This window comes from Nonlabens marinus S1-08 (genome assembly GCF_000831385.1).
Taxonomy (GTDB): domain Bacteria; phylum Bacteroidota; class Bacteroidia; order Flavobacteriales; family Flavobacteriaceae; genus Nonlabens; species Nonlabens marinus.
In genome coordinates, this window is the sequence record NZ_AP014548.1 from 623,014 (window position 1) to 644,901 (window position 21,888).

The 21,888-nt window shown below is 40.3% G+C and carries 18 protein-coding genes and 1 tRNA gene; 14 read left to right on the plus strand and 5 right to left on the minus strand.

Annotation, left to right across the window (positions count from 1 at the left end; translation table 11 throughout):
• Window positions 1–4 precede the first annotated feature (4 nt).
• Together rnhA and purN are read right to left on the minus strand one after the other, a co-directional pair.
• Window positions 5–484, minus strand: a complete 480-nt coding sequence (rnhA, locus tag NMS_RS02865) for a ribonuclease HI (protein WP_041495306.1) — start codon at window positions 482–484, stop codon at window positions 5–7.
• Window positions 484–1,047 carry a phosphoribosylglycinamide formyltransferase gene (gene purN, locus NMS_RS02870; protein ID WP_041497409.1) on the minus strand — a complete coding sequence of 188 codons (564 nt, stop codon included), beginning with the start codon at window positions 1,045–1,047 and terminating at the stop codon, window positions 484–486. Before purN ends, rnhA begins: the two co-directional genes overlap by 1 nt.
• A gap of 134 nt (window positions 1,048–1,181) precedes the next feature.
• Here purN and NMS_RS02875 point away from each other — a divergent pair, with 134 nt between their 5' ends.
• The 5 genes from NMS_RS02875 (at window position 1,182) to pyk (ending at window position 5,548) form a co-directional block, all read left to right on the plus strand.
• Entirely contained in the window at window positions 1,182–1,418 is a 237-nt protein-coding gene (locus tag NMS_RS02875; RefSeq protein WP_015361896.1) for an acyl carrier protein, read from the plus strand.
• A 10-nt stretch (window positions 1,419–1,428) separates the two neighbouring features.
• The gene (gene fabF, locus NMS_RS02880) at window positions 1,429–2,676 is read left to right on the plus strand and encodes a beta-ketoacyl-ACP synthase II (protein ID WP_041495307.1); all 1,248 of its coding nucleotides are present in this window, start codon (window positions 1,429–1,431) and stop codon (window positions 2,674–2,676) included.
• Between the two features lie 16 nt (window positions 2,677–2,692).
• Window positions 2,693–3,442, plus strand: a complete 750-nt coding sequence (gene rnc, locus NMS_RS02885) for a ribonuclease III (RefSeq protein ID WP_041495308.1) — start codon at window positions 2,693–2,695, stop codon at window positions 3,440–3,442.
• A 157-nt stretch (window positions 3,443–3,599) separates the two neighbouring features.
• Window positions 3,600–4,115, plus strand: coding sequence for an IPExxxVDY family protein (locus tag NMS_RS02890; protein WP_231862352.1), 516 nt, complete (start codon window positions 3,600–3,602; stop codon window positions 4,113–4,115).
• Window positions 4,115–5,548 carry a pyruvate kinase gene (gene pyk, locus NMS_RS02895; RefSeq protein WP_041495310.1) on the plus strand — a complete coding sequence of 478 codons (1,434 nt, stop codon included), beginning with the start codon at window positions 4,115–4,117 and terminating at the stop codon, window positions 5,546–5,548. Before NMS_RS02890 ends, pyk begins: the two co-directional genes overlap by 1 nt.
• A gap of 346 nt (window positions 5,549–5,894) precedes the next feature.
• On the opposite strand, the gene dinB is transcribed toward pyk, so the two are convergent.
• Window positions 5,895–6,980, minus strand: coding sequence for a DNA polymerase IV (gene dinB, locus NMS_RS02900; RefSeq protein ID WP_041495311.1), 1,086 nt, complete (start codon window positions 6,978–6,980; stop codon window positions 5,895–5,897).
• Between the two features lie 93 nt (window positions 6,981–7,073).
• On the opposite strand from dinB, the gene NMS_RS02905 reads away from it, so the two are divergent.
• The 4 genes from NMS_RS02905 to NMS_RS02920 all read left to right on the plus strand — a co-directional run bounded on the left by NMS_RS02905 (window position 7,074) and on the right by NMS_RS02920 (window position 11,194).
• The gene (locus NMS_RS02905; protein ID WP_041495312.1) at window positions 7,074–7,748 is read left to right on the plus strand and encodes an NAD(P)H-binding protein; all 675 of its coding nucleotides are present in this window, start codon (window positions 7,074–7,076) and stop codon (window positions 7,746–7,748) included.
• A 66-nt stretch (window positions 7,749–7,814) separates the two neighbouring features.
• A complete protein-coding gene (locus NMS_RS02910; RefSeq protein WP_041495314.1) occupies window positions 7,815–8,735 on the plus strand; it encodes a PfkB family carbohydrate kinase in 921 nt (306 codons plus the stop codon).
• A 60-nt stretch (window positions 8,736–8,795) separates the two neighbouring features.
• Window positions 8,796–10,694, plus strand: coding sequence for an amidophosphoribosyltransferase (locus tag NMS_RS02915; RefSeq protein WP_041495315.1), 1,899 nt, complete (start codon window positions 8,796–8,798; stop codon window positions 10,692–10,694).
• An 8-nt stretch (window positions 10,695–10,702) separates the two neighbouring features.
• Entirely contained in the window at window positions 10,703–11,194 is a 492-nt protein-coding gene (locus tag NMS_RS02920) for a hypothetical protein (RefSeq protein WP_041495316.1), read from the plus strand.
• A 128-nt stretch (window positions 11,195–11,322) separates the two neighbouring features.
• Here the strand turns inward: NMS_RS02920 and NMS_RS02925 are convergent, their stop codons facing one another.
• Window positions 11,323–11,931 (minus strand): superoxide dismutase, encoded by a 609-nt coding sequence (locus tag NMS_RS02925; RefSeq protein ID WP_041495317.1) that lies wholly within the window; start codon window positions 11,929–11,931, stop codon window positions 11,323–11,325.
• A 123-nt stretch (window positions 11,932–12,054) separates the two neighbouring features.
• Between NMS_RS02925 and NMS_RS02930 the strand changes: the two genes are divergently transcribed.
• From NMS_RS02930 to NMS_RS02950, 5 genes are all read left to right on the plus strand, one after another.
• Entirely contained in the window at window positions 12,055–15,201 is a 3,147-nt protein-coding gene (locus tag NMS_RS02930; protein WP_041495318.1) for a UvrD-helicase domain-containing protein, read from the plus strand.
• A 41-nt stretch (window positions 15,202–15,242) separates the two neighbouring features.
• Window positions 15,243–16,442, plus strand: coding sequence for a glycine C-acetyltransferase (gene kbl, locus NMS_RS02935; RefSeq protein ID WP_041495319.1), 1,200 nt, complete (start codon window positions 15,243–15,245; stop codon window positions 16,440–16,442).
• A 110-nt stretch (window positions 16,443–16,552) separates the two neighbouring features.
• Window positions 16,553–17,911, plus strand: a complete 1,359-nt coding sequence (locus tag NMS_RS02940; protein ID WP_041495321.1) for an OmpA family protein — start codon at window positions 16,553–16,555, stop codon at window positions 17,909–17,911.
• A 91-nt stretch (window positions 17,912–18,002) separates the two neighbouring features.
• A complete protein-coding gene (locus NMS_RS02945) occupies window positions 18,003–20,732 on the plus strand; it encodes a PD-(D/E)XK nuclease family protein (protein WP_041495322.1) in 2,730 nt (909 codons plus the stop codon).
• Complete coding sequence (locus NMS_RS02950) at window positions 20,729–21,568, plus strand: alpha/beta hydrolase family protein (protein ID WP_231862353.1); 840 nt, start codon at window positions 20,729–20,731, stop codon at window positions 21,566–21,568. The genes NMS_RS02945 and NMS_RS02950 overlap by 4 nt, the downstream gene beginning before the upstream one ends.
• Before the next feature lie 244 nt (window positions 21,569–21,812).
• Here NMS_RS02950 and NMS_RS02955 read toward each other — a convergent pair.
• A tRNA-Ala gene (locus tag NMS_RS02955) sits at window positions 21,813–21,886 on the minus strand.
• Window positions 21,887–21,888: the final 2 nt, after the last annotated feature.

Below are 21,888 nucleotides of genomic sequence, written 5' to 3' on the forward strand. Positions count from 1 at the left end.
AATTTTAAAACAACCCTTTCTCTCCCGCCTCATAACCTTCATCCACCAAATGTTGCTCAGGGTGAGTTGCGGCATAAACCGCCAGCTGATCGCAACGTTCGTTTTGAGGATGATCATTATGCCCTTTGATCCAGACAAATTTGGCTGGTGCTTGATTGTAGGCTTTAATGAAGCGCTTCCATAGATCAACGTTTTTGACGTTTTTCCATTTGCGGCGTATCCAGCCATCGATCCACTTTTTATTGACCGCATCGCTTACATATTTACTGTCTGTGAAAACGGTAATAGGTATTTCGGGCTTCTTTATTTTTTCAAGGGCTACAATCACGGCCAGCAACTCCATCCGGTTGTTTGTGGTCTTGCGGTATCCTTGTGCAAATTCCTTTTTGAAATTGCGACTGGGTTGTTCCATAACAATCCCATAACCACCTGGACCTGGATTCCCTCGTGAGCTGCCGTCTGTATAAATATGTACTTGATCCATTACTTAAGCAATTCTTCTATGGTGATGGGGAGGTTTTGATGTTCGAGTTGGTGAATTTTATGTGCCACATCTTCAGCGGTATCCGTGCTTTTTACCTCGCATGAAGCTTGTTTGATAATAGCACCTTCATCATAATGTTCATTTACATAATGAATGGTAATCCCACTTTCAGTTTCTTTATTAGCCACAACGGCTTCATGTACATGAGCTCCATACATGCCTTTACCGCCATATTTAGGTAGCAGCGCTGGATGGATATTAATTATTTTATCAGGGAACTCTTGCACTAAAAACTCAGGTATTTTCCATAAAAAACCAGCAAGAACAATTAAGTCAGGCTGCAATTCTTGCAATAGTTTGTGGATCGAGCCCGCTTTCGCGAAAGCGAACTTATTAAAACTTAAGCCTTCCACTTGAGCTTTTTTAGCTCGATCCAGCACGCCTGCATGCGGGTTGTTTGACAAAATCAGAGAAACTTGAACCTGGTCAGAATCTTTGAAATGATCTAATATGGCCTGGGCATTAGTACCCGATCCACTTGCAAAGATTACAATTTTCTTCATGGGATAAATATAGTAAGGTGGTTGTAAGGTTCTAGAAAATTTGACACTTCTATGTCCACTTAAATGCAAGAACCGTGGTTTTGTCGCAAAGTTTGTTATTTTTGCCATTCATTTAAAATTAAAACTAGATTATTATGTCTGACATTGCATCAAGAGTTAAAGCGATTATCGTTGACAAACTAGGAGTAGACGAAAACGAAGTAGTAACTGAGGCTAGCTTCACTAACGACTTAGGCGCTGACTCACTTGACACCGTTGAGCTGATCATGGAATTTGAAAAAGAATTTGATATCCAGATCCCAGACGATCAAGCAGAAAACATCGCTACTGTAGGTCAAGCTGTTTCCTATATAGAAGAAGCAAAAGCTTAATTAAGAGTACATGGAATTAAAGCGAGTTGTCATTACTGGAATGGGCGCCTTAACCCCTATAGGGAATAACCTAGGGGATTATTGGGAAGCATTGAAAGCAGGGAAAAGCGGCTGTGCCGATATCACCTACTTTGATACGGAACATTTCAAGACTAAATTCGCTTGTGAACTCAAAGACTTTAAAGTCGAAGATTTCATAGACCGTAAGGAAGCGAGGCGCATGGACCGGTTTGCACAGTACGCTGTGGTTGCTGGTGATGAGGCTATCGCTGACTCTGGATTAGATACCGACTCTATTGATAAGAATAGAGTCGGTGTTATCTGGGGTGCTGGGATAGGCGGTCTGGAAACATTCCAAGAAGAAGTGAAAGCCTTTGCTAATGGCAACGGTATACCGCGCTTCAACCCTTTCTTTATCCCGAAAATGATTGCAGATATCGCTCCGGCTCATATTTCCATCAAGTATGGTTTTATGGGACCTAACTACACAACGGTTTCTGCTTGTGCCTCTAGTGCAAATGCGATGCTAGACGCTGTTAATTACATTAGATTAGGACATTGTGACGTGATTGTTACTGGTGGCTCTGAAGCTGCAGTAACACAAGCTGGAATGGGTGGCTTTAATGCCATGCACGCTTTGTCTACACGCAACGAAAGTCCTCTAACTGCCAGTAGGCCATTTGATGCGACCAGAGATGGTTTTGTATTAGGTGAAGGTGCAGGAGCACTGGTACTGGAAAGTTATGAATATGCAAAAGCTCGCGGAGCAAAAATTTATGCCGAAGTCATCGGTGGTGGATTCTCTAGCGATGCTTACCACATTACCGCACCAGATCCTGAAGGAAGAGGTGTGATTGCAGTAATGAAAAACACATTAGAAAATGCTGGAATTAATCCTGAAGATGTAGATCACATCAACACTCACGGTACTTCCACTCCATTAGGTGATGTAGCTGAATTGAAGGCTATTAAAGCCGTTTTCGGTGATCATGCCCCTAAGATTAGTATCAATTCCACAAAATCCATGACAGGTCACCTCTTGGGAGCCGCTGGTGCCATTGAGTCCATTGCAAGTGTACTTGCTATCAATCATGGAATCATTCCTCCTACCATCAACCATACTACAGTAGATGAAAGTATTGATCCATCCCTGCACCTAGTACTGAATGAGGCAGAGAAAAGAGAGGTCAAAGTAGCGCTGAGCAACACCTTCGGCTTTGGAGGTCATAATTGCTGCATCGCTTTTAGAAAAATCTAATCTCTGGATCTATCAAATGAATAGAATCAGAAGCCTTTTCCAAACTCGAAAATTATCAAATAAAGAAACCGAGTCCCTAGAGCAAGGCATCAAAAGAATTACTGGTTTTTCCCCTAAAAACATGTTGTTGTATCAAACCGCCTTTACCCATAAATCTATGGGGTTGCAAGGCGAGGATGGCAATGTGATGAGCTATGAACGCTTAGAGTTTCTAGGAGACGCCATTCTAGGAGCGGTAATTGCAGAATACATCTATAATGAGGTTCCTAGCGGTGACGAGGGGTATTTGACTAAAATGCGATCTAAGATCGTAAGCCGCGAGCATTTAAATGAGCTAGGACAAGATTTTGGATTGATTTCATTTGCCCAAACGCAAGTTCCGCATCGTCATTTTGGCAATAATATTCATGGAAATTTATTTGAAGCGCTCATAGGCGCGATATATCTAGACAAAGGATATACCGATTGCAGAAAATTCATTTGTAAGAAAGTGGTAGAACCTTATGTGGACATAGAAAAATTAGAAGGCAAGGTGATCTCCTATAAAAGCTTGCTGATCGAATGGTGTCAAAAGAATAAAAAGTTCTTTGACTTCAACGTCTACGAGGATACAGGCTTTAATGAAGTCAGGCACTTTGCAGTCAAATTGTCTATCGACAAGCGTGTTGTTGCTAAAGCTCGTGCTACTTCAAAGAAAAAAGCAGAGGAGAAAGCGAGCAAAAGAGCCTTCTTTGCGCTTCAAGACAAAATGTCTACAGGCTCTTAAATCAGTACTTTAGAGTTTATATCCTGGTCAATTTCGCTTTCGCGAAAGCGAAACACCTCTCAAAATGCGCCTAAGTTATCAACGCAAACGTTTTCGTAAGTGCCTAAACAGCAATAATTGATAGGATAATCCAACCGCAAAATAAAAATATTGTAGATTGTCTTTTACCTTTGTTGGTACCTCTATGGCTGTGCACAAGTTTCTAGATTGGGATATGGAAGAAGAGCCTTTTGTGCTCATAGGAATCCATTCTACCGTTGAACCGTACCGCATGGCATTCTTGATCAATAAGTATTTGAAGGTCTGTTTTAAACGCGATCAACGTGATCAAGATGTGAGACTAATAAATTATGTCGCACAATTCCCTGTCTATCATTACGAGGACAAAGAACAAAATGCAAAAATATTCCTAGTGGCTAACCATTGCCGTGCGGAATTAAAAGCCACTGCCAGTGTGGGTAGCCTTTTTGAAGGCGATGCTTCTACTACAGTTAAATCCACTCTAGTAAAAGAATACCGCAAGGTGGATTATTTGATAAAGATTGAAAAGGATGCCGAGCACTATCCTACAAAAAAGCTGCTCAATAAACTTATTGAGATTCCTCAAGTCATTTCCGTTTATGAGATCGACACCATGATCATCAAAAACACGGATTATTTAATATTTGAATAATGAAAAGCCTTCCTAAAAAGACCAAAATTGTTGCAACCCTAGGACCTGCAACAGCTACTAAAGAAGTTTTATACGACATGATCATCGCTGGAGTGAATGTCTTCCGCATTAATTTTTCACATGCGGATCATGATGGCGTAAGAGAACGCGTGCAAATGATACGTGATCTGAATGAAGAGCATGGATTTGCTACAGGAATCTTAGGAGATCTTCAAGGTCCTAAATTGAGAGTAGGTGTCATGAGTGAGGAAGTCGTGGTAAATCCAGGAGACCGCATTACATTTTCCACAGGAAAACCATTTAAAGGCACTGCAGAGCGTGTGTATATGAACTATGATCGCTTTCCTAAAGATGTTCAGGCTGGAGAACGCATCTTACTTGATGATGGAAAACTGATTTTTGAAGTTGTAGAAACAGATCGCGAAAGCAATGTGTTGACTAAAGTCATACAAGGTGGTCCACTACGTTCCAAAAAAGGAGTCAACCTTCCACAAACCAATGTTTCTCTGCCAGCTTTGACTGAAAAGGATATCGTGGATGCAAAATTTGCTTGTGAATTACAAGTAGACTGGATGGCACTTTCTTTCGTGCGTCACAGCCGTGATTTGATTGAATTGCAAGATTTGATCAGCGAGCATTCTAAACATAAAATTCCAATCATTGCTAAAATTGAGAAGCCAGAAGCGGTTCAAAATATAGACAAGATTGTTGCTTATTGTGATGGACTAATGGTAGCCCGTGGTGATCTAGGTGTAGAAATTCCCGCACATGAAGTACCATTGATTCAAAAGCAACTGGTATTGAAGGCTAAAAAAGCTCGGATTCCAGTAATCATCGCGACTCAAATGATGGAGACCATGATTACTAGCCTAACACCTACTCGTGCGGAGGTGAATGACGTGGCAAATAGCGTTATGGATGGTGCAGATGCTGTAATGCTTTCTGGAGAAACTTCCGTAGGACAATACCCTGTGCAGGTGATTGAGAAAATGGCGAGCATTTGCCGCAGTGTAGAAGATAGCGATCTGATTAAGGTACCGCATGAGGCACCTCACATCAAGACTAAAAGATATATAACTAAATCGGTGTGTTATCACGCTGCTAAAATGGCCAACGAGATCAGTGCCAAAGCAATAACCACGATGACAAATAGTGGATATACCGCATTCCAGATCAGTGCCTGGAGACCTGCAGCTCATATTTTGACTTTTACTAGCAACAGTCGTATTTTGACTCAGTTGAGCTTGTTATGGGGCGTTCAAGCCTTCAGCTATGACCGTTTTGTAAGTACAGATGAGACGATTGAGGATGTTAACGCTTTTGCATTGAAAAATAAATTTGTTGAAAAAGGAGATTTCCTGATCAACCTTGCCGCCATGCCTGTGACTGATAAAGGAATGGTGAACACACTGCGTGTAAGTGAGATTGAGTAGTTAGTAGTTAGTAGTTAGTAGTTAGTAGTTAGTAGTTAGTAGTTAGTAGTTAGTAGTTAGTAAAAATGCTAGCTCGACCGGAGTCGAGAGCTACCTAGGAGTTAAAATATCGGTTTTTTTAATAGCCTCTTTTTAGATCTCCCTACTGTTAATTAAACATAATTTTGAAAGCTGGAAAGACTTCGCTGTCTTCCAGCTTTTTTCCTTGGATCAGTTGATGCATCCTTTTCAAATAGCAAGCGAAAAAGAGTCCCATTGAAATTATTTAGTTTCACCGAAAATCATATCTCGACTGTCGCTCGATACTGATTTATGGGATTGATCATTATTTAGGTTGGAACTTTATTTAAAACTTAAACTCCAGCTGCACTTCCACTGGTTCTTCCTCTTCTTTATCTTCTGTATTGAGGTTGCTTAGGGATAGTCCTAGAAGACGCACGCTTTCGCGGAAGCTTTCCTGACGCACAAGCTCAGTTGCAATTTCTAGAATCTGTTGTTTCTTAAAAATATAATGATCGACAGTCTTACTGCGGGTTTGCATTTTGAAATCACTATACTTGATTTTTAAGGTTATGGTTTTGCCAGCTACTTTATTTTTGGCGAGCCGTCGTTCAATTTCCTCAGCGATTTGATCAAGCCGTTCCATCATGAAGATTTCGCTAGAAATATTATCTGAAAAAGTACGCTCTGCACCTAGTGATTTCCTGATACGATCTGGTTTTACCGCACTTTCATGAACACCACGAACGATATTGTAATAGTACACCCCACTTTTACCAAAATGCTCAGCCAGATATTCTATCGGTTTCCGTTTGAGATCCGCCCCATTGAAAATACCATGCTGGTACATCTTCTCTGCCGTCACTTTGCCTATTCCATGAAACTTACGAATCTCAAGTTGTTCTAAAAACTCCAACACCTCTTCAGGCACAATCGTTTTCTGACCGTTCGGCTTGTTGTAATCGCTAGCGACTTTAGCGATAAATTTATTGACAGATATTCCCGCACTAGCGGTAAGGCCAGTAGTTTCATATATTCGACGCCTTATATCATAGGCAATGATCGTTGCGCTGGGGTAATTCAGTTTATTCTCGGTAACATCTAGATAGGCCTCGTCCAGAGATAATGGCTCTACCAGATCTGTATAGTCAAGAAAAATCTCTCGTATTTGCTGAGACACTTCTCGATACCTTTCAAATCGAGCCTTGACAAAAATCAAATCAGGACACAAGCGAGCAGCGGTAACGCTAGGCATCGCACTACGCACCCCATATTTACGCGCTTCATAACTAGCCGCAGCGACGACACCTCGCTGACTGCTGCCACCAACTGCAATAGGTTTCCCTTTCAATTCTGGCGCATCCAGCTGCTCTACAGATGCGTAAAACGCATCCATATCTACGTGAATTATTTTGCGATCTTCCAGAGTCATGTGGCAAAATTAGTCGTTTCTAATAGTACCGGCTGACTTAATCTTAGCTTAAATCTAAGAGTTATACTGATCGCATTTTGATACCTTAGAATCATGGAACAACAAGGACACACGGCAATCATTATTGGAGCGACAGGACTGGTCGGGTCTTCATTGCTAGCACAAATTTTAGACGATAGCAGGTATGGAAAGGTGATTACGCTTTCGCGAAAGCGAATACCCAACAACCACCCAAAACACGAGAATTATATCGCAGATCTATTAGATCCAGCAACTTATAAGGAACACTTAAAAGGAGATCACCTATTTATTTGCACAGGTACTACCCAAAGCAAAACTCCAGATAAGGATCAATATTACCGCATCGAGCATGATTTACCGGTCGAAGTTTCTAAAAATGCGCTGCAAAATGGGGTGCAGAGCGTAATTGCAGTTTCTGCACTGGGCGCTGATCCAGACAGTCGTTTCATATATAATCGAGGTAAAGGCGACATGGAACGCGATATTGAGAAACTTGGTTTTACCCATACCTATTTTGTGCAGCCAGCACTCATAGGAGGCGAGCGAGATGAGAAGCGAACCTTTGAAGCGCTATGGAAGAAAGTTCAAAAATTCATCGATCCATTATTAATGGGTGGACTGAAGAAATACCGAACCATTGAACCTGAGGTTATCTCACGAGCCATGATTGAAATAACTACAAACGGTTATCCAGCGACTAGAATTGAAAGCGACGAATTAAAAGTCATAGCGACTATGAAATCATAAATCCTTATGATTGTGCGTGGCATTTTTGCGACCTAAAAAGAGTATTTTTGCACCAAAATAACCCTCATGAGTAAGTTGGTAGTAGTAGGAACGGTAGCTTTTGATGCGATCGAGACCCCATTTGGAAAAACAGATAAAATATTAGGTGGCGCCGCTACCTTTATAGGCCTTGCCGCCGCTCATTTCAATACTGAAGTTGGATTAGTGAGTGTGGTAGGTGGTGATTTTCCAGAGAACTACTTGACCATGCTGGAAGATCGAGGCATGAATATCGAGGGGATAGAAATTGTGTCAGAAGGAAAAACCTTTTTCTGGAGTGGTAAATACCACAACGATATGAATACCCGCGATACTCTTGCTACAGAGCTTAATGTACTCGCAGATTTCAACCCTGTGGTACCTGAACATTTTAAGAATGCCAATGTGGTTATGCTAGGGAATTTACACCCAGCGGTACAATTAGGCGTGATTGAGCAAACTAAAGATGCTGATTTGCATATACTGGACACCATGAACTTCTGGATGGACAGTGCGCTGGACCAGTTGAAAGAAGTTATTGCCAAAGTAGATGTTATTACCATTAACGATGAGGAAGCACGTCAACTATCTCGCGAATACAGTCTAGTCACTGCGGCTAAAAAGATCCATGAAATGGGTCCTAAATTTGTGGTGATTAAAAAAGGAGAGCACGGCGCCTTATTGTTCCACAACGACGAGATTTTCTTTGCGCCAGCCTTACCGTTAGAAGAAGTTTTTGACCCAACTGGTGCAGGAGATACTTTTGCTGGTGGTTTCGCAGGATTCCTAGCGGCGAGTAATGACTATAGCTTTGAAAATATGAAGCGGGCGATTATCTATGGATCTAACTTTGCTTCCTTTGCGGTAGAGAAGTTTGGAACTGAGAGAATGCAAACCGTGACAAATGACGAGATCAGTAAGAGACTGGAGCAGTTTAAAGCGCTGACTAAATTTGAAATTTTATCGTAACAATATAACAGCCCGAAATTACTTCGGGCTTTTTTTAACTTCGTTTTTCCCCAAAGTGCTATGAGTGATCAATTGAAACATGAGTGTGGTATTGCCCTGATAAGGTTATTGAAACCTTTAGAATATTATAAGGAGAAATACGGCACTGCATTTTATGGTATCAATAAGATGTACCTAATGATGGAAAAGCAGCACAACCGCGGTCAAGATGGTGCTGGTTTTGCAAGTATCAAACTTGATGTGAAACCGGGAGAGCGCTACATCTCTCGAGTGCGTAGCAACGCCCCACAACCTATTCAGGATATTTTTGCACAAATCAACAACCGCATTAATGATGAGATGACTGCTCTTCCTGAAATGAAAGATGATGTGGCTGCACAAAAAAAGAACATTCCATATGTAGGGGAACTACTGATGGGCCACGTGCGTTATGGAACATTTGGCAAGAATTCTATAGAATCGGTTCACCCCTTTTTACGTCAAAACAATTGGATGCACCGCAACTTGATCATGGCTGGAAATTTCAACATGACCAACGTTTTCAAGCTATTCAATAAGTTGGTCGAATTAGGACAGCATCCTAAAGATATGGCAGACACGGTAACCGTGATGGAAAAAGTAGGCCATTTTCAGGATCGAGAAGTTCGCCGCCTTTACAAGAAATTCAAAAAAGAAGGCCTTTCTAAAATTGAAGCCTCACCTAAAATTGCGCAGGAAATTGACGTTGCCAAAATATTGCGGAAAAGTGCTCGCGACTGGGATGGTGGTTATGCCATGGGCGGATTGATGGGCCATGGAGATGCTTTTTTATTGCGCGATCCCGCAGGAATACGTCCAGCCTATTATTACCAAGACGACGAGGTAGTCGTGGTGGCGAGTGAACGACCGGTGATCCAAACCGCCTTCAATGCACAATTTGAGGATGTTCATGAATTAGATCCAGGAAAAGCGATCATCATCAAGAAAGATGGAACCGTTACCCTAGATCAAATAAGCGAGCCCCTGGAGCGTAAGGCTTGTTCTTTTGAACGCATTTATTTCTCGCGCGGTAGCGATGCAGAAATTTACCAAGAACGCAAGATGTTAGGTCGTTTACTATTTCCTAAGATCATGGAGAAGATTGGGAATGACATTGACAACTCTGTGTTCTCCTACATTCCTAACACTGCAGAAACCTCCTTTTACGGGATGATAGAAGCAGCGCACCAGGTTTTGAACGAGCAAAAAAGAGATGCCATACTAGCGGGCGAGGGCAAACTCACTCAAGAGCAAGTTGAAAATACGCTTTCGCGAAAGCTGAGAACCGAGAAAATTGCGATCAAAGATGCCAAATTGCGCACTTTCATCACTGAGGATTCATCTCGTGACGATCTGGTAGCTCACGTATATGACGTTACTTATGGTGTTGTAAAACCAACAGACCATTTAGTGATCATTGATGATTCTATAGTTCGTGGTACGACACTTAAGAAATCCATTCTTAAAATGATGGATCGACTGCACCCTAAGAGTATTGTCGTGGTTTCCAGCGCACCACAAATACGTTATCCAGATTGTTATGGAATCGACATGGCAAGACTAGAAGGGCTGATTGCTTTTCAAGCTGCTTTGCACCTGCACAAAGACCGTGGCACAGAATCCATTATCAAGGACATTTACGCCAAGTGTAAAGTACAACTGGAATACGAAGATCGCGACGTAGTAAATTATGTCAAGGAATTATACGACCCGTTCACAGACGAAGAAATCTCAGACAAAATAGCTGAACTACTTTCTGACGATGACCTCAATGCCAAGGTGGAAATCATCTATCAAAAAGTAGAAGACTTGCATAAAGCCTGTCCTAAAAACTTAGGAGATTGGTATTTCACAGGAGACTACCCAACAGATGGCGGTAACCGAGTGGTGAACCGCGCCTTTATCAATTTCTTTGAAGGAAATGATGAGCGGGCTTACTAAGTAATTTTATGAAAACTAGATTTTTTATTCTTATTTCATGTTTATTGGTGTTTAGTAACTGTAAAGATTTAGCAGAAGAAAAACATCCAATCGTAGAATCTTTCGTTCCAGAGAATTATGAAGATTTTGAAAACCTTGGAGGAGTTGTTCTAGGCAACACAGATAGATCAATAGGGCAGTTGCGAATGGATAGCTTAAATCTATTTGTCCTTCAAAGGTTTGTTAGTCAGAAAAAACTAAATCTAGAATTTGAAAAACTTGATGAGGTTCAATTTATCGAACACGAGCCGTTTCTATTTATTGATTCAGAATTTTGCAATGAAGTAAATGGTGATGATTCAGATTTCATTATTGCAATAGTAAAAGACAAAGAAGTAGCAGTTTTTGAGAATTCTAATGTATTAAAAGCGTGGAAAATAAATTTATCTACTGATAAGTTTGAAGAAATTGAATCCTTAAATGTTCAGTGCATTAACCAATGGTATGGTTACGATGGATAATAATTAGTTCACTTTATTACTTAACTACTGCTATCTGAAATTGTATTTATTCATTAATTTGAATTATGAGAATAAAAAATCCCTTCAACTCAGGTTGAAGGGATTTTCAAATTTTATAGAGCTACAGATTATTTGTTCTGAGCATATAATTTAGAAACTTCTTCCCAGTCAATTACATTAAAGAAAGCTTCCACGTAATCTGGTCTTCTGTTTTGGTAATTTAAATAGTAAGCGTGTTCCCAAACGTCCAATCCTAGAATTGGTGTTCCACCACATCCTGTCTCTGGCATTAATGGGTTGTCTTGATTAGGACAGCCACAAACTTCTACTTTTCCACCCTCATGTACACACAAGAAAGCCCATCCAGAACCGAATTGGCCTTTGGCTGTTTCAGAGAATTTAGTTTTAAAATCTTCAAAGCTACCAAATTCAGATTCGATCGCTGTTTTCAAATCTCCTGTTGGTTGTCCTCCGCCGTTTGGAGACATGATGTTCCAGAATAATTTGTGATTATAAAATCCGCCGCCGTTGTTTCTAACCGCTTTGTTTTTCATATCTAGATTTTTGAGAATGTTCTCAATCGTCTTTCCTTCATAATCTGTCCCGTCTATAGCAGCATTTAATTTGTCTGTATATCCTTGGTGATGCTTTGTATGGTGTATTTCCATTGTTTTAGCATCTATATGTGGTTCTAACGCGTCGTAGGCGTAGTCTAATTTTGGTAATTCAAAAGCCATTTTATAAGGTTTTTAGTTAGTATTTCAATCGAGTTTAAAGTTACTCCAGGAAGCGCGTAGCACGAAATTGCTGATGTTATAATATACTTAAAGATGAGAGCTCGATAAATAGTAAATTTGGGTATGGCTCATCAACCCACCACATTTTACAGCGCGAGCGCTGGCTCAGGTAAAACGTACACCCTAGCGCGCGACTATTTGACCTTACTTTTCAAAAACCCTTTCCACAACGGCTATCGGGAAATTCTTGCCGTCACCTTTACTAATAAAGCGGTGGCAGAAATGAAGCAGCGCATCCTAGAAAACCTGCATCATTTAACTCAGGAAACCATACCGGATCCATTACTAGCGATAAAAGAACACATCCAGCTAGAAACAGGACTCGATGATGAGCAACTGAGGAAGAAAGCTATAAACATTGAACAAAAATTGCTGCATGATTATGCCGCTTTTGACATTGTTACTATTGATAGTTTCAATCACCGCATCTTACGCACTTTCGCTAAAGAAGTAGAACTTCCAGACGGCTTTGAAATAGAGCTCGATAGTGACAGCCTGATTTCTAAAGCAATTCACAACCTATTATCAAGAGCCGGTAAGGAAAAACAATTGACAGACTTACTCATTGATTTCTCACTGTCAAAAATTGACGAAGGAAAAAGTTGGGACATTGAATTTGACTTGCACACCATAGCTAGACTCATTTTAAGTGAATCCCATTATGACTACCTCAAAAGCCTCAAGGAAAAAAGCATCGCAGACTTCTTAAGACTCCGTAAAAAATTATATCACTTGATTGAAACTTCAGAAAAAGACCTTCTTAAAAAAGGCGCTGAATTGTTCAATTACTATGAAGCAAACGGTCTTACCTCAGATGACTTTTCGGGAAAATCTCGTGGTATTCATAATTGGATCAAAAAATTTGCTGAAGGAAATTTACCAGATAATGGGCAACAAAAATATTTAGACAAAGCCCTAACCGACTCCATTGCAGGAACCACAACTGCTGGAAATAAATCTATCATAGATTCCAAACAGCAGGACCTGATCGAATTAATACTTCAGTTTCAAGAGCAATCGGGAGCTATCGCCATGCACCGCAATGCGATTAGTAAAATCACCGCGCTTTCCTTATTAAACGAATTGGTTCGAGAAATAGATACCATTAAAGAAGAAGAGCAGATAGTTCCTATTTATGAGTTCAATGGCATTCTGGCAAGTCAAATTAAAGATCAGCCAGCGCCTTTTATTTATGAGCGGCTGGGGGAACGCTACCGTCATTATTTTGTAGATGAGTTCCAAGATACCAGCCGTATGCAGTGGGAAAACTTGATGCCATTGATTGAAAACCCGATTGTCCAAGAACGCCCAGACGGCAGCCGAGGCAGCTTGATGCTTGTGGGAGATGCTAAGCAGTCTATTTACCGCTGGCGCGGTGGCGATGCTGATCAGTTTCTTGACATTTTGAGCGACGAGCATCTTTTTCTTCTATCTAAAAACAATGTCACTCTAGGCACCAATTGGCGCAGTTACGACAGCATTATATCCTTCAACAATAACTTTTTTAAGCACTATGGTGGGTATTTGACTAGCGAAGTCTACCAAAAACTGTATCAAGAATACCTACATCAAGAACCAAATCATAAAACTGGTGGGTACGTTCAAATTGATTTTTTAGATTCTGAGGAAACTCAAGTGGTAGAGGAAGATGACGAACTGACTACCATTTATCCAATTCATGTAAAGCGACATATCGACCAGGCGCTGGAGGCAGGTTTTAGGCCTAGTGAAATTTGCGTTCTGGTACGTAAGAAAAAACAAGGTGATGAGATCGCCCGTTACTTGGTTCGTGAAAAGATGAGCGTCGTATCCAGCGACAGCTTACTAATCAATGCATCTCCTCGCGTAGGGTTATTGGTGCAGTTCATGCGCATGTGCCTATATCCTGAACAGCAACAGCCCAGATACGAGTTCTTGCTTCAATTTGCTCAGTTGAACAACCGGTCTGACTATCATTCCTTCATCAATGCGCATTTGAATCAATCTTTAGAGGAACTCTCAAATGATTTATTAAGCAGTGAGGATGAAGTGTATCTCGCTTTCGCGAAAGCGCCCTTATTTCAAGCTACAGAAAAAGCAGCAGTAGCACTGGATCTATTTAAGGATCATGACACGAGGCTGCAGGCTTTTTTAGAACATGTATTTGAGTTTGCGGCAGGCTTTGAAAAAACGGCATCTGCATTTCTTGAACACTGGGAACACAAGCAAAATAGCTTGAGTGTTCCTGCTGCAGACGACCCCACGGCAGTACAGATCATGACTATTCATAAATCTAAAGGTCTCGAATTCCCGGTGGTGATTGTTCCTTACTGTGATGTCATACTGGATGATGCGAGAGATGTAACAGGTTGGTTACCCGTCGATCCACAAAATTATGAAGGGTTTGATCACCTGTATCTTTCCTTAAAAAAAGAGTGCTTGCTGTATCCTGAGCCCGCACCACAACTGTATCTAGAACAAAATTCTAAGGCTGAAATGGATCAGATCAACACCTTATATGTCGCTTTTACTAGAGCAAAAGAGCAATTGTACATCAGCTGTCTAGAGAATAAAAAGCCCAAAAACAATTACAGCAAACTCTTGATGGAGTTTGTGGAAGAGTCGAAATGGACCTTAGTAGAAAAAAACGGATACAAAACCACACATACAGGAATTGCAATCCGCGAATCGCAAACTGCGCTAAATCATAGTAGCGAATTAATGGAAAGTTATTTTGTGAGCGATTTAAAAGAGCGGTCCTCATTTGCTACCCGTAAAGGAATGTTGTGGGCTAGTGGCGCCATGGAAGCTATGGATACGGGAACCCAGTTACATCATTACTTGTCTATGATTCATACAGAGTCAGATATGGACATCGTCAAAGAATCATTGACGCTGGATCGCAGTATCAATGCAACTCAAGCGGCGGAAATCCTCCTTCAAATAGAATCCATCATTAAGCATCCACAATTAAATCATTTATATAGGAATGGTGTAAATGCCATTAATGAGATGGGAATATTAAAAACAGATGGCAGCAAGGCGATCCCAGACCGGCTAATTCAGGAAGGAAAATTCATGACCATTATAGATTACAAGACTGGTAGCGCAAACTTGAATCATAAAGATCAAGTGGATGGTTATGCTTCACTCTTGATTTCTATGGGATACCATATCAAAGAAAGAATTCTGGTTTATACGGACGAACTCAAGATCGTTTCATGGAACTAGAAAAGTTATAGTGATTACCTTTGTAGGATAAGCAAACAACTATGTACGGAGCAATTCAAGAATATTTACAAAAGGAATTAGAAGAAATCAAAGATGCTGGCCTTTATAAGAAAGAGCGCATCATCACCTCTCCTCAAGATGCGGTAATCACGTTAGACGATGGTAGCGAGGTGATTAATTTTTGCGCAAACAATTATTTAGGACTCTCCTCACATCCAGAAGTGATTCAGGCCGCTAAGGATACGCTAGACAGTCACGGTTTTGGGATGAGCTCTGTACGTTTTATTTGTGGAACTCAAGATATTCACAAGAAACTAGAGCAAAAGCTAGCCGATTTCTATGGTATGGAAGACACCATACTTTATGCAGCATGTTTTGATGCTAATGGTGGTGTTTTCGAACCTCTACTAGGAAAAGAAGATGCGATCATATCTGATTCCCTTAACCACGCTTCAATTATCGATGGCGTGCGTTTATGTAAAGCAGCGCGTTACAGATATGCAAGTGCAGACATGGCAGATCTTGAAGTGCAATTGAAACAAGCTAATGAAAATGGTGCAAGGTTTAAAATAATCGTGACTGATGGTGTGTTTTCCATGGATGGAATTTTAGCACCACTAGATAAAATTTGTGACCTAGCTGATAAGTACGACGCTCTAGTAATGGTAGATGAATGTCACGCAGCAGGATTCCTGGGCGATACAGGAAGAGGATCTTTAGAAGCAAAAGGTGTTTTAGGTCGTATAGACATCGTAACCGGAACTTTAGGTAAAGCCCTAGGCGGTGCTATGGGAGGATATACCTGCGCTAAAAAAGAAGTCATTGAAATCTTGCGCCAGCGCTCTAGACCGTATTTATTCTCTAATTCTCTTGCCCCTTCTATTGTTGGAGCTTCCATTAAGGCTTTAGAACTTATCGATTCGAGCACTGATTTAATCCAGAAAGTACAATCCAACACAGCTTATTTCAAAAAAGGAATGCAGCGATTAGGTTTTGATTTTGTGGATGGAGAGAGTGCTATCGTGCCCGTTATGTTATATGACGCAAAGCTGTCGCAACAAATGGCAGACATGCTTCTAGACGAAGGAATTTATGTAATCGGCTTCTTTTTCCCTGTAGTTCCTAAAGAAAAAGCAAGAATAAGAGTTCAAATGAGTGCTGCTCATTCTCAAGAACATTTAGACAAAGCTATAAACGCCTTTGAAAAAGTAGGTAAATTGTTAAATATTATCAAAAATTAACAGTAATAACGCCTAAAAAATAGTGGATTACGATAATTTTAATCTTTAATGCTTGCAATTGGCACGGAACAAATTATTTTTGTCCAGTTGTAAAATCTAAAAAACCCAACATGAAAAATTATTTTAAACTCTTTATTGCTAGTGCAATCTTGCTTTCTGCAAGTTTGGTACAAGCACAAGACGAGACCAACCGATGGTCTGCATCCATAGGCGTAAATGCCATCGACTTTTACCCTACTGGTGAACCAGGATTAGGTGGTTATTTCGATGAATTTTTTAACACAGATCACTGGAATGTAATGGAAGTTCCTAGCCGTATCGAATTAGGTTATTATGTAGGTGATGGTATCGTCGCTACTTTAGCTGGTTCAGCTAACCAAATTGATAGAGTTGGTGATACATCTGTAGATGACCTGTTCTATGTGAGTGTGGATGGAGGTTTGAGATATAACATACGTGAAATTTACAATGGTAGTGATGCATTCAACCCATTCATAGGTATTGGTGGATCTTATCAATTTATTGAAGATGTTTCTTTTGGTACTTTCAATGGTACTATTGGTTTTGATATTAAAATGGTGGATAACTTCTACCTTAATTTCCAATCTACTTATAAGCATACTTTTGAAGATGATAACCCAAGACACTTCCAACACGTTGCTGGTGTAAAATTCACTTGGGGAGCTACAGACTCTGACGGCGATGGTATTCCAGATAATAAAGATGAATGTCCTGAAACTCCAGGTCTTCCAGAATTTAATGGTTGTCCAGACTCTGATGGCGATGGTATAAAAGATAGCGAAGATGAATGTCCATTCGTTGAAGGTCCTGCAGCTACTAATGGTTGTCCTGATTCTGATGGTGATACGGTACTAGACAAAAATGATGAATGTCCTGAGGTTGCTGGTTTAGTAGCTTTAAACGGTTGTCCTGATTCTGATGGTGATGGAATTGCTGATAAAGATGATGAATGTCCTAATGAAGCTGGTCTAGCTAAGTTCAACGGTTGCCCTGACACTGATGGTGACGGAATCGCTGATAAAGATGACAAATGTCCTAATGAAGCTGGAATCGCTGAATTACAAGGATGTCCACGTCCAGCAGTACCAACTGTTAAGGAACAAGAGCAACTTAACGCTTATGCAAGAACAATCTTGTTTGAAACGAACAAGTCTGCTATCAAATCTCAATCTGCGGAAACTCTTCAAGATATCATCGACATCTTAAAGAAATACCCAGATGCTGAATTTTCAATTGATGGTCACACTGACAGTGTAGGATCTGACGCTTACAACCAAGAGTTGTCTAATGAAAGAGCCAACTCTGTACTTAGATACCTAGTTAACGGTGGTATCGATGCTGATAGATTATCTGCTGAAGGTTTTGGAGAGTCTAAGCCAATTGCTACTAACGCAACTGCAGCTGGAAGACAACAAAACAGACGTACTGAAATTAACTTGAAGAAATAATTTTCAAGATCAAGTCTTAATAATAGAAACGCCATCCTAACCGATGGCGTTTTTTTATGCCCTATTTTTAACGAGAACTCAACTCCTTTACATGCAAAGCTTCATCCAAAATGTCCTAGACTCCTTGAAATCGAAAGACATTGATATTACCCAGGTACATTATATTGTCCCCAGCCGGCGTGTAGGACTATTCCTCAATAAAGCAATAGCTCGCTCACAAGAGCAACCCATTTTTGAACCTAAAACTTCGAGTATTGAGGAGTTTATACAAGAGCTGTCTAAACTGCATATACTACCAGATCTTGACATTCTCCCTTACTTTTACACGGCCTATTGCCATGTGGAACCAGAAGACAAACGTGATAGTTTTGACGCTTTTATAGGCTGGGCACCCACGATACTTAAGGATTTTAACGAGATAGACAGGTACCTGGTAGACACTAAAGAATTCTTCAACTATTTGGGCAATTTTAAAGCGCTTGACACCACCTCTCATTGGTCGCTGGAGGCAAATCCTACCCAGATGATCACCCAATACCTAGATTTCTGGAAAAAGCTATCTAAGTATTATGAGGCATTAAAAGAAGTGTTGACCACAAACCAGATCGCATATCAAGGACTTGCTTATAGAATCGCTTTCGCGAAAGCGAACTTAAAAGAAAAGCCTACTGCAGAGAAACCCATTGTTTTTTTAGGGCTCAACGCATTAAATACCGCAGAAGCTGAAATCATTCAACTTCTATTACAAAAGGGAAATACACACATTTATTGGGATGCCGACAGTTATTTTGTAGATCGCCCGTACCATGAGGCAGGCAAATTTATCAGGGAGCATAGAGACAAATGGAGTTATTATCAAAACAATCCATTAGAGCTGCTAGGAACGAATTATGAAAATGAAAAAAATATTCACATCATCAGTTCCACTGGTAACTTAGGAATCGTACAAGCTGCAAGCACCTATTTATCCCAACTGTCTGAGGCTGAATTACTAGAAACTGCAGTTGTCCTAGCAGACGAACAACTGCTGTTACCCCTATTGAGTGCGATACCTGACAATGTAAAGGCTTTTAATATAACAATGGGTCTGAGTATGGACCAGCTTCCACTCGCCTCTTTCTTTACAGATCTATTCAAGCTTCATAGAGAATACACCAGCGAGGGTTTTTATTATAAAAATGTTATCCGGGTGTTAGAATCTTCATTTGCTTCTATGTTATCTGCAGACGAGGTGGCTTATTCATTAAAAAAGATTCGGAGTGAAAACCTCATCTATGTAAATCTTGAACAATTGGATTCAAAGGATTCTTCATTTCTAGACAGCCTTCTAAAACCTATTCAAGATCCAAAAGAAATACTGTTACTGGCTTCTGAAATTCTTGTAGAACTGAAACAAGTGTTGATCAATCAACCGAAAAGTCAGTTAGAACTAGAACAGCTACTGGCGATGACTGAGATTCAAAATGAGTTACAGCAGTTAGTCAATGAAAACAAGGGAATCAAGGATTTGAGAACCTTGACCTTTTTATTGAGACAACTACTACCATTGAAAAAACTAGACTTTATAGGAGAACCCATACAAGGACTTCAACTAATGGGGTTGTTAGAAACGAGAGCATTGGACTATAAGAATGTGCTCATGCTTTCAGTAAATGAAGGAGTACTTCCAGCAGGCAAAAGCTTCAGCTCCTACATTCCCTATGAGATGAAAAAACAATTTGACTTGCCTACGTATACTGAGAAAGACAGCGTCTATGCCTATCACTTTTATAGATTGCTTCATCGGTGCCAGTCGGCTACCTTCATTTATAATTCAGAATCAGACACTCTGGGCGGCGGTGAGAAAAGTAGATTTTTATTACAACTGGAGACAGATCAAGTTTTAACTCATCAATTAAAGCATACCAGTTATTATCATAAAATCAATCCAGTAGAGCAAACGCTTATTGAGATAAAAAAAGAGGAACCCTACTTTAAACGTTTGAAGCAAGTCGCTGAAAAAGGATTTTCGCCCTCTGCCCTGACCAGTTACGTGCGTAATCCGTTAGAGTTCTTTGCAAATAAGATTTTGTCGGTTTCAGATCTGGAAGAAGTGGAAGAAGATATTGCCTTGAATACCATGGGTTCCATCATTCACGAGGCACTGGATCAATTGTACCAAGGATACCAGAAACGAATACTCACCTTAGAAGATTTTAAAATCATTGAGAAGCAAATACCTAGTGAACTTGATATTGCTTATAAAAAGTGCTATTTATCAAAGTCCCTTCCCGTTGGTAAAAACAAAATCATTTATGAAGTGTCGCTTCATTATGTAAAAAAAATGATCGCTTCAGATAAGCAATTGGTCCAATCTGGTAAAGAATTGATAATCGAAAGTGTCGAGCAAGATCTTGCCACAGTAATAGAGGTGCCAAATGTAGGTAGCGTCAGGCTTCACGGTAAAGTGGATCGAGTAGATCAACTCGATGGAGTCTTAAGAATTATTGATTATAAGAGCGGTAGTGTAACGCAACGAAATGTAGCAATCGATAATGATTATAGCGTCTTAAAGAACGACTACGAACGCTCAAAAGCATTTCAAGTGCTTATGTATGCATATCTATATTTAAAGAATTATCCAACAAGGGATATCGAGGCAGGAATCATCAGTTTCAAAAACTTCAATGCTGGCTTTATTTCATTTGCTCTAAAATCTGGCTATAAATTTGAACCGAAAACGATAGACCAAGAAGTTATGGATCATTTTGAAGTCCAATTGATCCAATTGATCCAAGAACTTTTTAATCCAGAACTTCCCTTATTAGAAAAAGCAGTATGATGAACACTAAAAATAACTTGCAGATTCCGTCAGAAAATGGAAAGTCGATTCTATTAGATTATACCTACGAACCTCAAGAGACTCCGCTTCCAGTAATCATCTTCTGCCATGGGTTGAAAGGTTTTAAAGACTGGGGCGTATGGGATTTGATGGGTGCCGCTTTCGCGAAAGCGAACTACCTATTCATCAAGTTTAATTTCTCACATAATGGCGGTACACCACAACAACCTATCGATTTCCCAGATCTAGAAGCATTCGGAAATAACAATTACAGTTTAGAGTTGCGCGACTTAGCGCGAGTTTTAGATTGGTTGGAAACTTCAGATTTGCCGGTGAATCAAAAAGACATCAACCTTATAGGACATTCCAGAGCTGGCGGAATCACAACCATAACAGCAGCAAACGACAAACGCATCAATAAACTCATCACACTAGCCGGAGTGGCAGATTATGAGGAACGGTTTCCCACAGGAAAAGAGCTAGAACAGTGGAAAACACAGGGTGTTTACCATGTCAAAAATGGTCGTACTCATCAAGAAATGCCCTTTTTCTATCAGATGTATGAAGACTTTTTAGAAAATAAAGCAGCACTAGATATTCTCGAAGCAGCAGCTCAACTCTCCATCCCGCATTTGATTGTTCATGGCACGGCAGACCCCACAGTTGATGTTGGCGATGCCCATCGTTTAAAGTCAGCTAGTAAATATGGTCAACTGTCGTTAATTAGGAATGCAGATCATGTTTTTGGAGCGTCACACCCATGGCAATCAGCATTAATGCCGGCAGATTTGAGACTTGCGGTGCAATGCATGATGAATTTTTTGAATAACAAATGATTCCTGTATTCTTTACTTGGTTATTTATTATCAGATTGTAGAAGCAAAAAACGCAACCTAAAAAGGTTGCGTTTTGCTGTGGAGAATAGCGGATTACTTGAATAAAATAATCCGTTTTCCTCCCGTCCTGCAATTACAACTGCCAGCCTTGAAAAAAGGCTGATGCCTAAAAACAACAAAACCCATTCAAGCGAACTTGATGGGTTTCTTATGTTTTCATTCATAACGAAGTCGTGAATGATCGTGGAGAATAGCGGATTCGAACCGCTGACCTCTTGCCTGCCAGGCAAGCGCTCTAGCCAACTGAGCTAATCCCCCAA

Coding starts and splice junctions, on each gene's coding strand:
- pyk (WP_041495310.1), top strand. CDS start 4,115: ATGAAAAGCCTTCCTAAAAAGACCAAAATTGTTGCAACCCTAGGACCT.
- NMS_RS02930 (WP_041495318.1), top strand. CDS start 12,055: ATGGCTCATCAACCCACCACATTTTACAGCGCGAGCGCTGGCTCAGGT.
- kbl (WP_041495319.1), top strand. CDS start 15,243: ATGTACGGAGCAATTCAAGAATATTTACAAAAGGAATTAGAAGAAATC.
- rnhA (WP_041495306.1), bottom strand. CDS start 484: ATGGATCAAGTACATATTTATACAGACGGCAGCTCACGAGGGAATCCA.
- NMS_RS02925 (WP_041495317.1), bottom strand. CDS start 11,931: ATGGCTTTTGAATTACCAAAATTAGACTACGCCTACGACGCGTTAGAA.
- NMS_RS02940 (WP_041495321.1), top strand. CDS start 16,553: ATGAAAAATTATTTTAAACTCTTTATTGCTAGTGCAATCTTGCTTTCT.
- NMS_RS02920 (WP_041495316.1), top strand. CDS start 10,703: ATGAAAACTAGATTTTTTATTCTTATTTCATGTTTATTGGTGTTTAGT.
- NMS_RS02945 (WP_041495322.1), top strand. CDS start 18,003: ATGCAAAGCTTCATCCAAAATGTCCTAGACTCCTTGAAATCGAAAGAC.
- NMS_RS02950 (WP_231862353.1), top strand. CDS start 20,729: ATGATGAACACTAAAAATAACTTGCAGATTCCGTCAGAAAATGGAAAG.
- fabF (WP_041495307.1), top strand. CDS start 1,429: ATGGAATTAAAGCGAGTTGTCATTACTGGAATGGGCGCCTTAACCCCT.
- rnc (WP_041495308.1), top strand. CDS start 2,693: ATGAATAGAATCAGAAGCCTTTTCCAAACTCGAAAATTATCAAATAAA.
- NMS_RS02905 (WP_041495312.1), top strand. CDS start 7,074: ATGGAACAACAAGGACACACGGCAATCATTATTGGAGCGACAGGACTG.
- NMS_RS02875 (WP_015361896.1), top strand. CDS start 1,182: ATGTCTGACATTGCATCAAGAGTTAAAGCGATTATCGTTGACAAACTA.
- NMS_RS02915 (WP_041495315.1), top strand. CDS start 8,796: ATGAGTGATCAATTGAAACATGAGTGTGGTATTGCCCTGATAAGGTTA.
- NMS_RS02910 (WP_041495314.1), top strand. CDS start 7,815: ATGAGTAAGTTGGTAGTAGTAGGAACGGTAGCTTTTGATGCGATCGAG.
- purN (WP_041497409.1), bottom strand. CDS start 1,047: ATGAAGAAAATTGTAATCTTTGCAAGTGGATCGGGTACTAATGCCCAG.
- dinB (WP_041495311.1), bottom strand. CDS start 6,980: ATGACTCTGGAAGATCGCAAAATAATTCACGTAGATATGGATGCGTTT.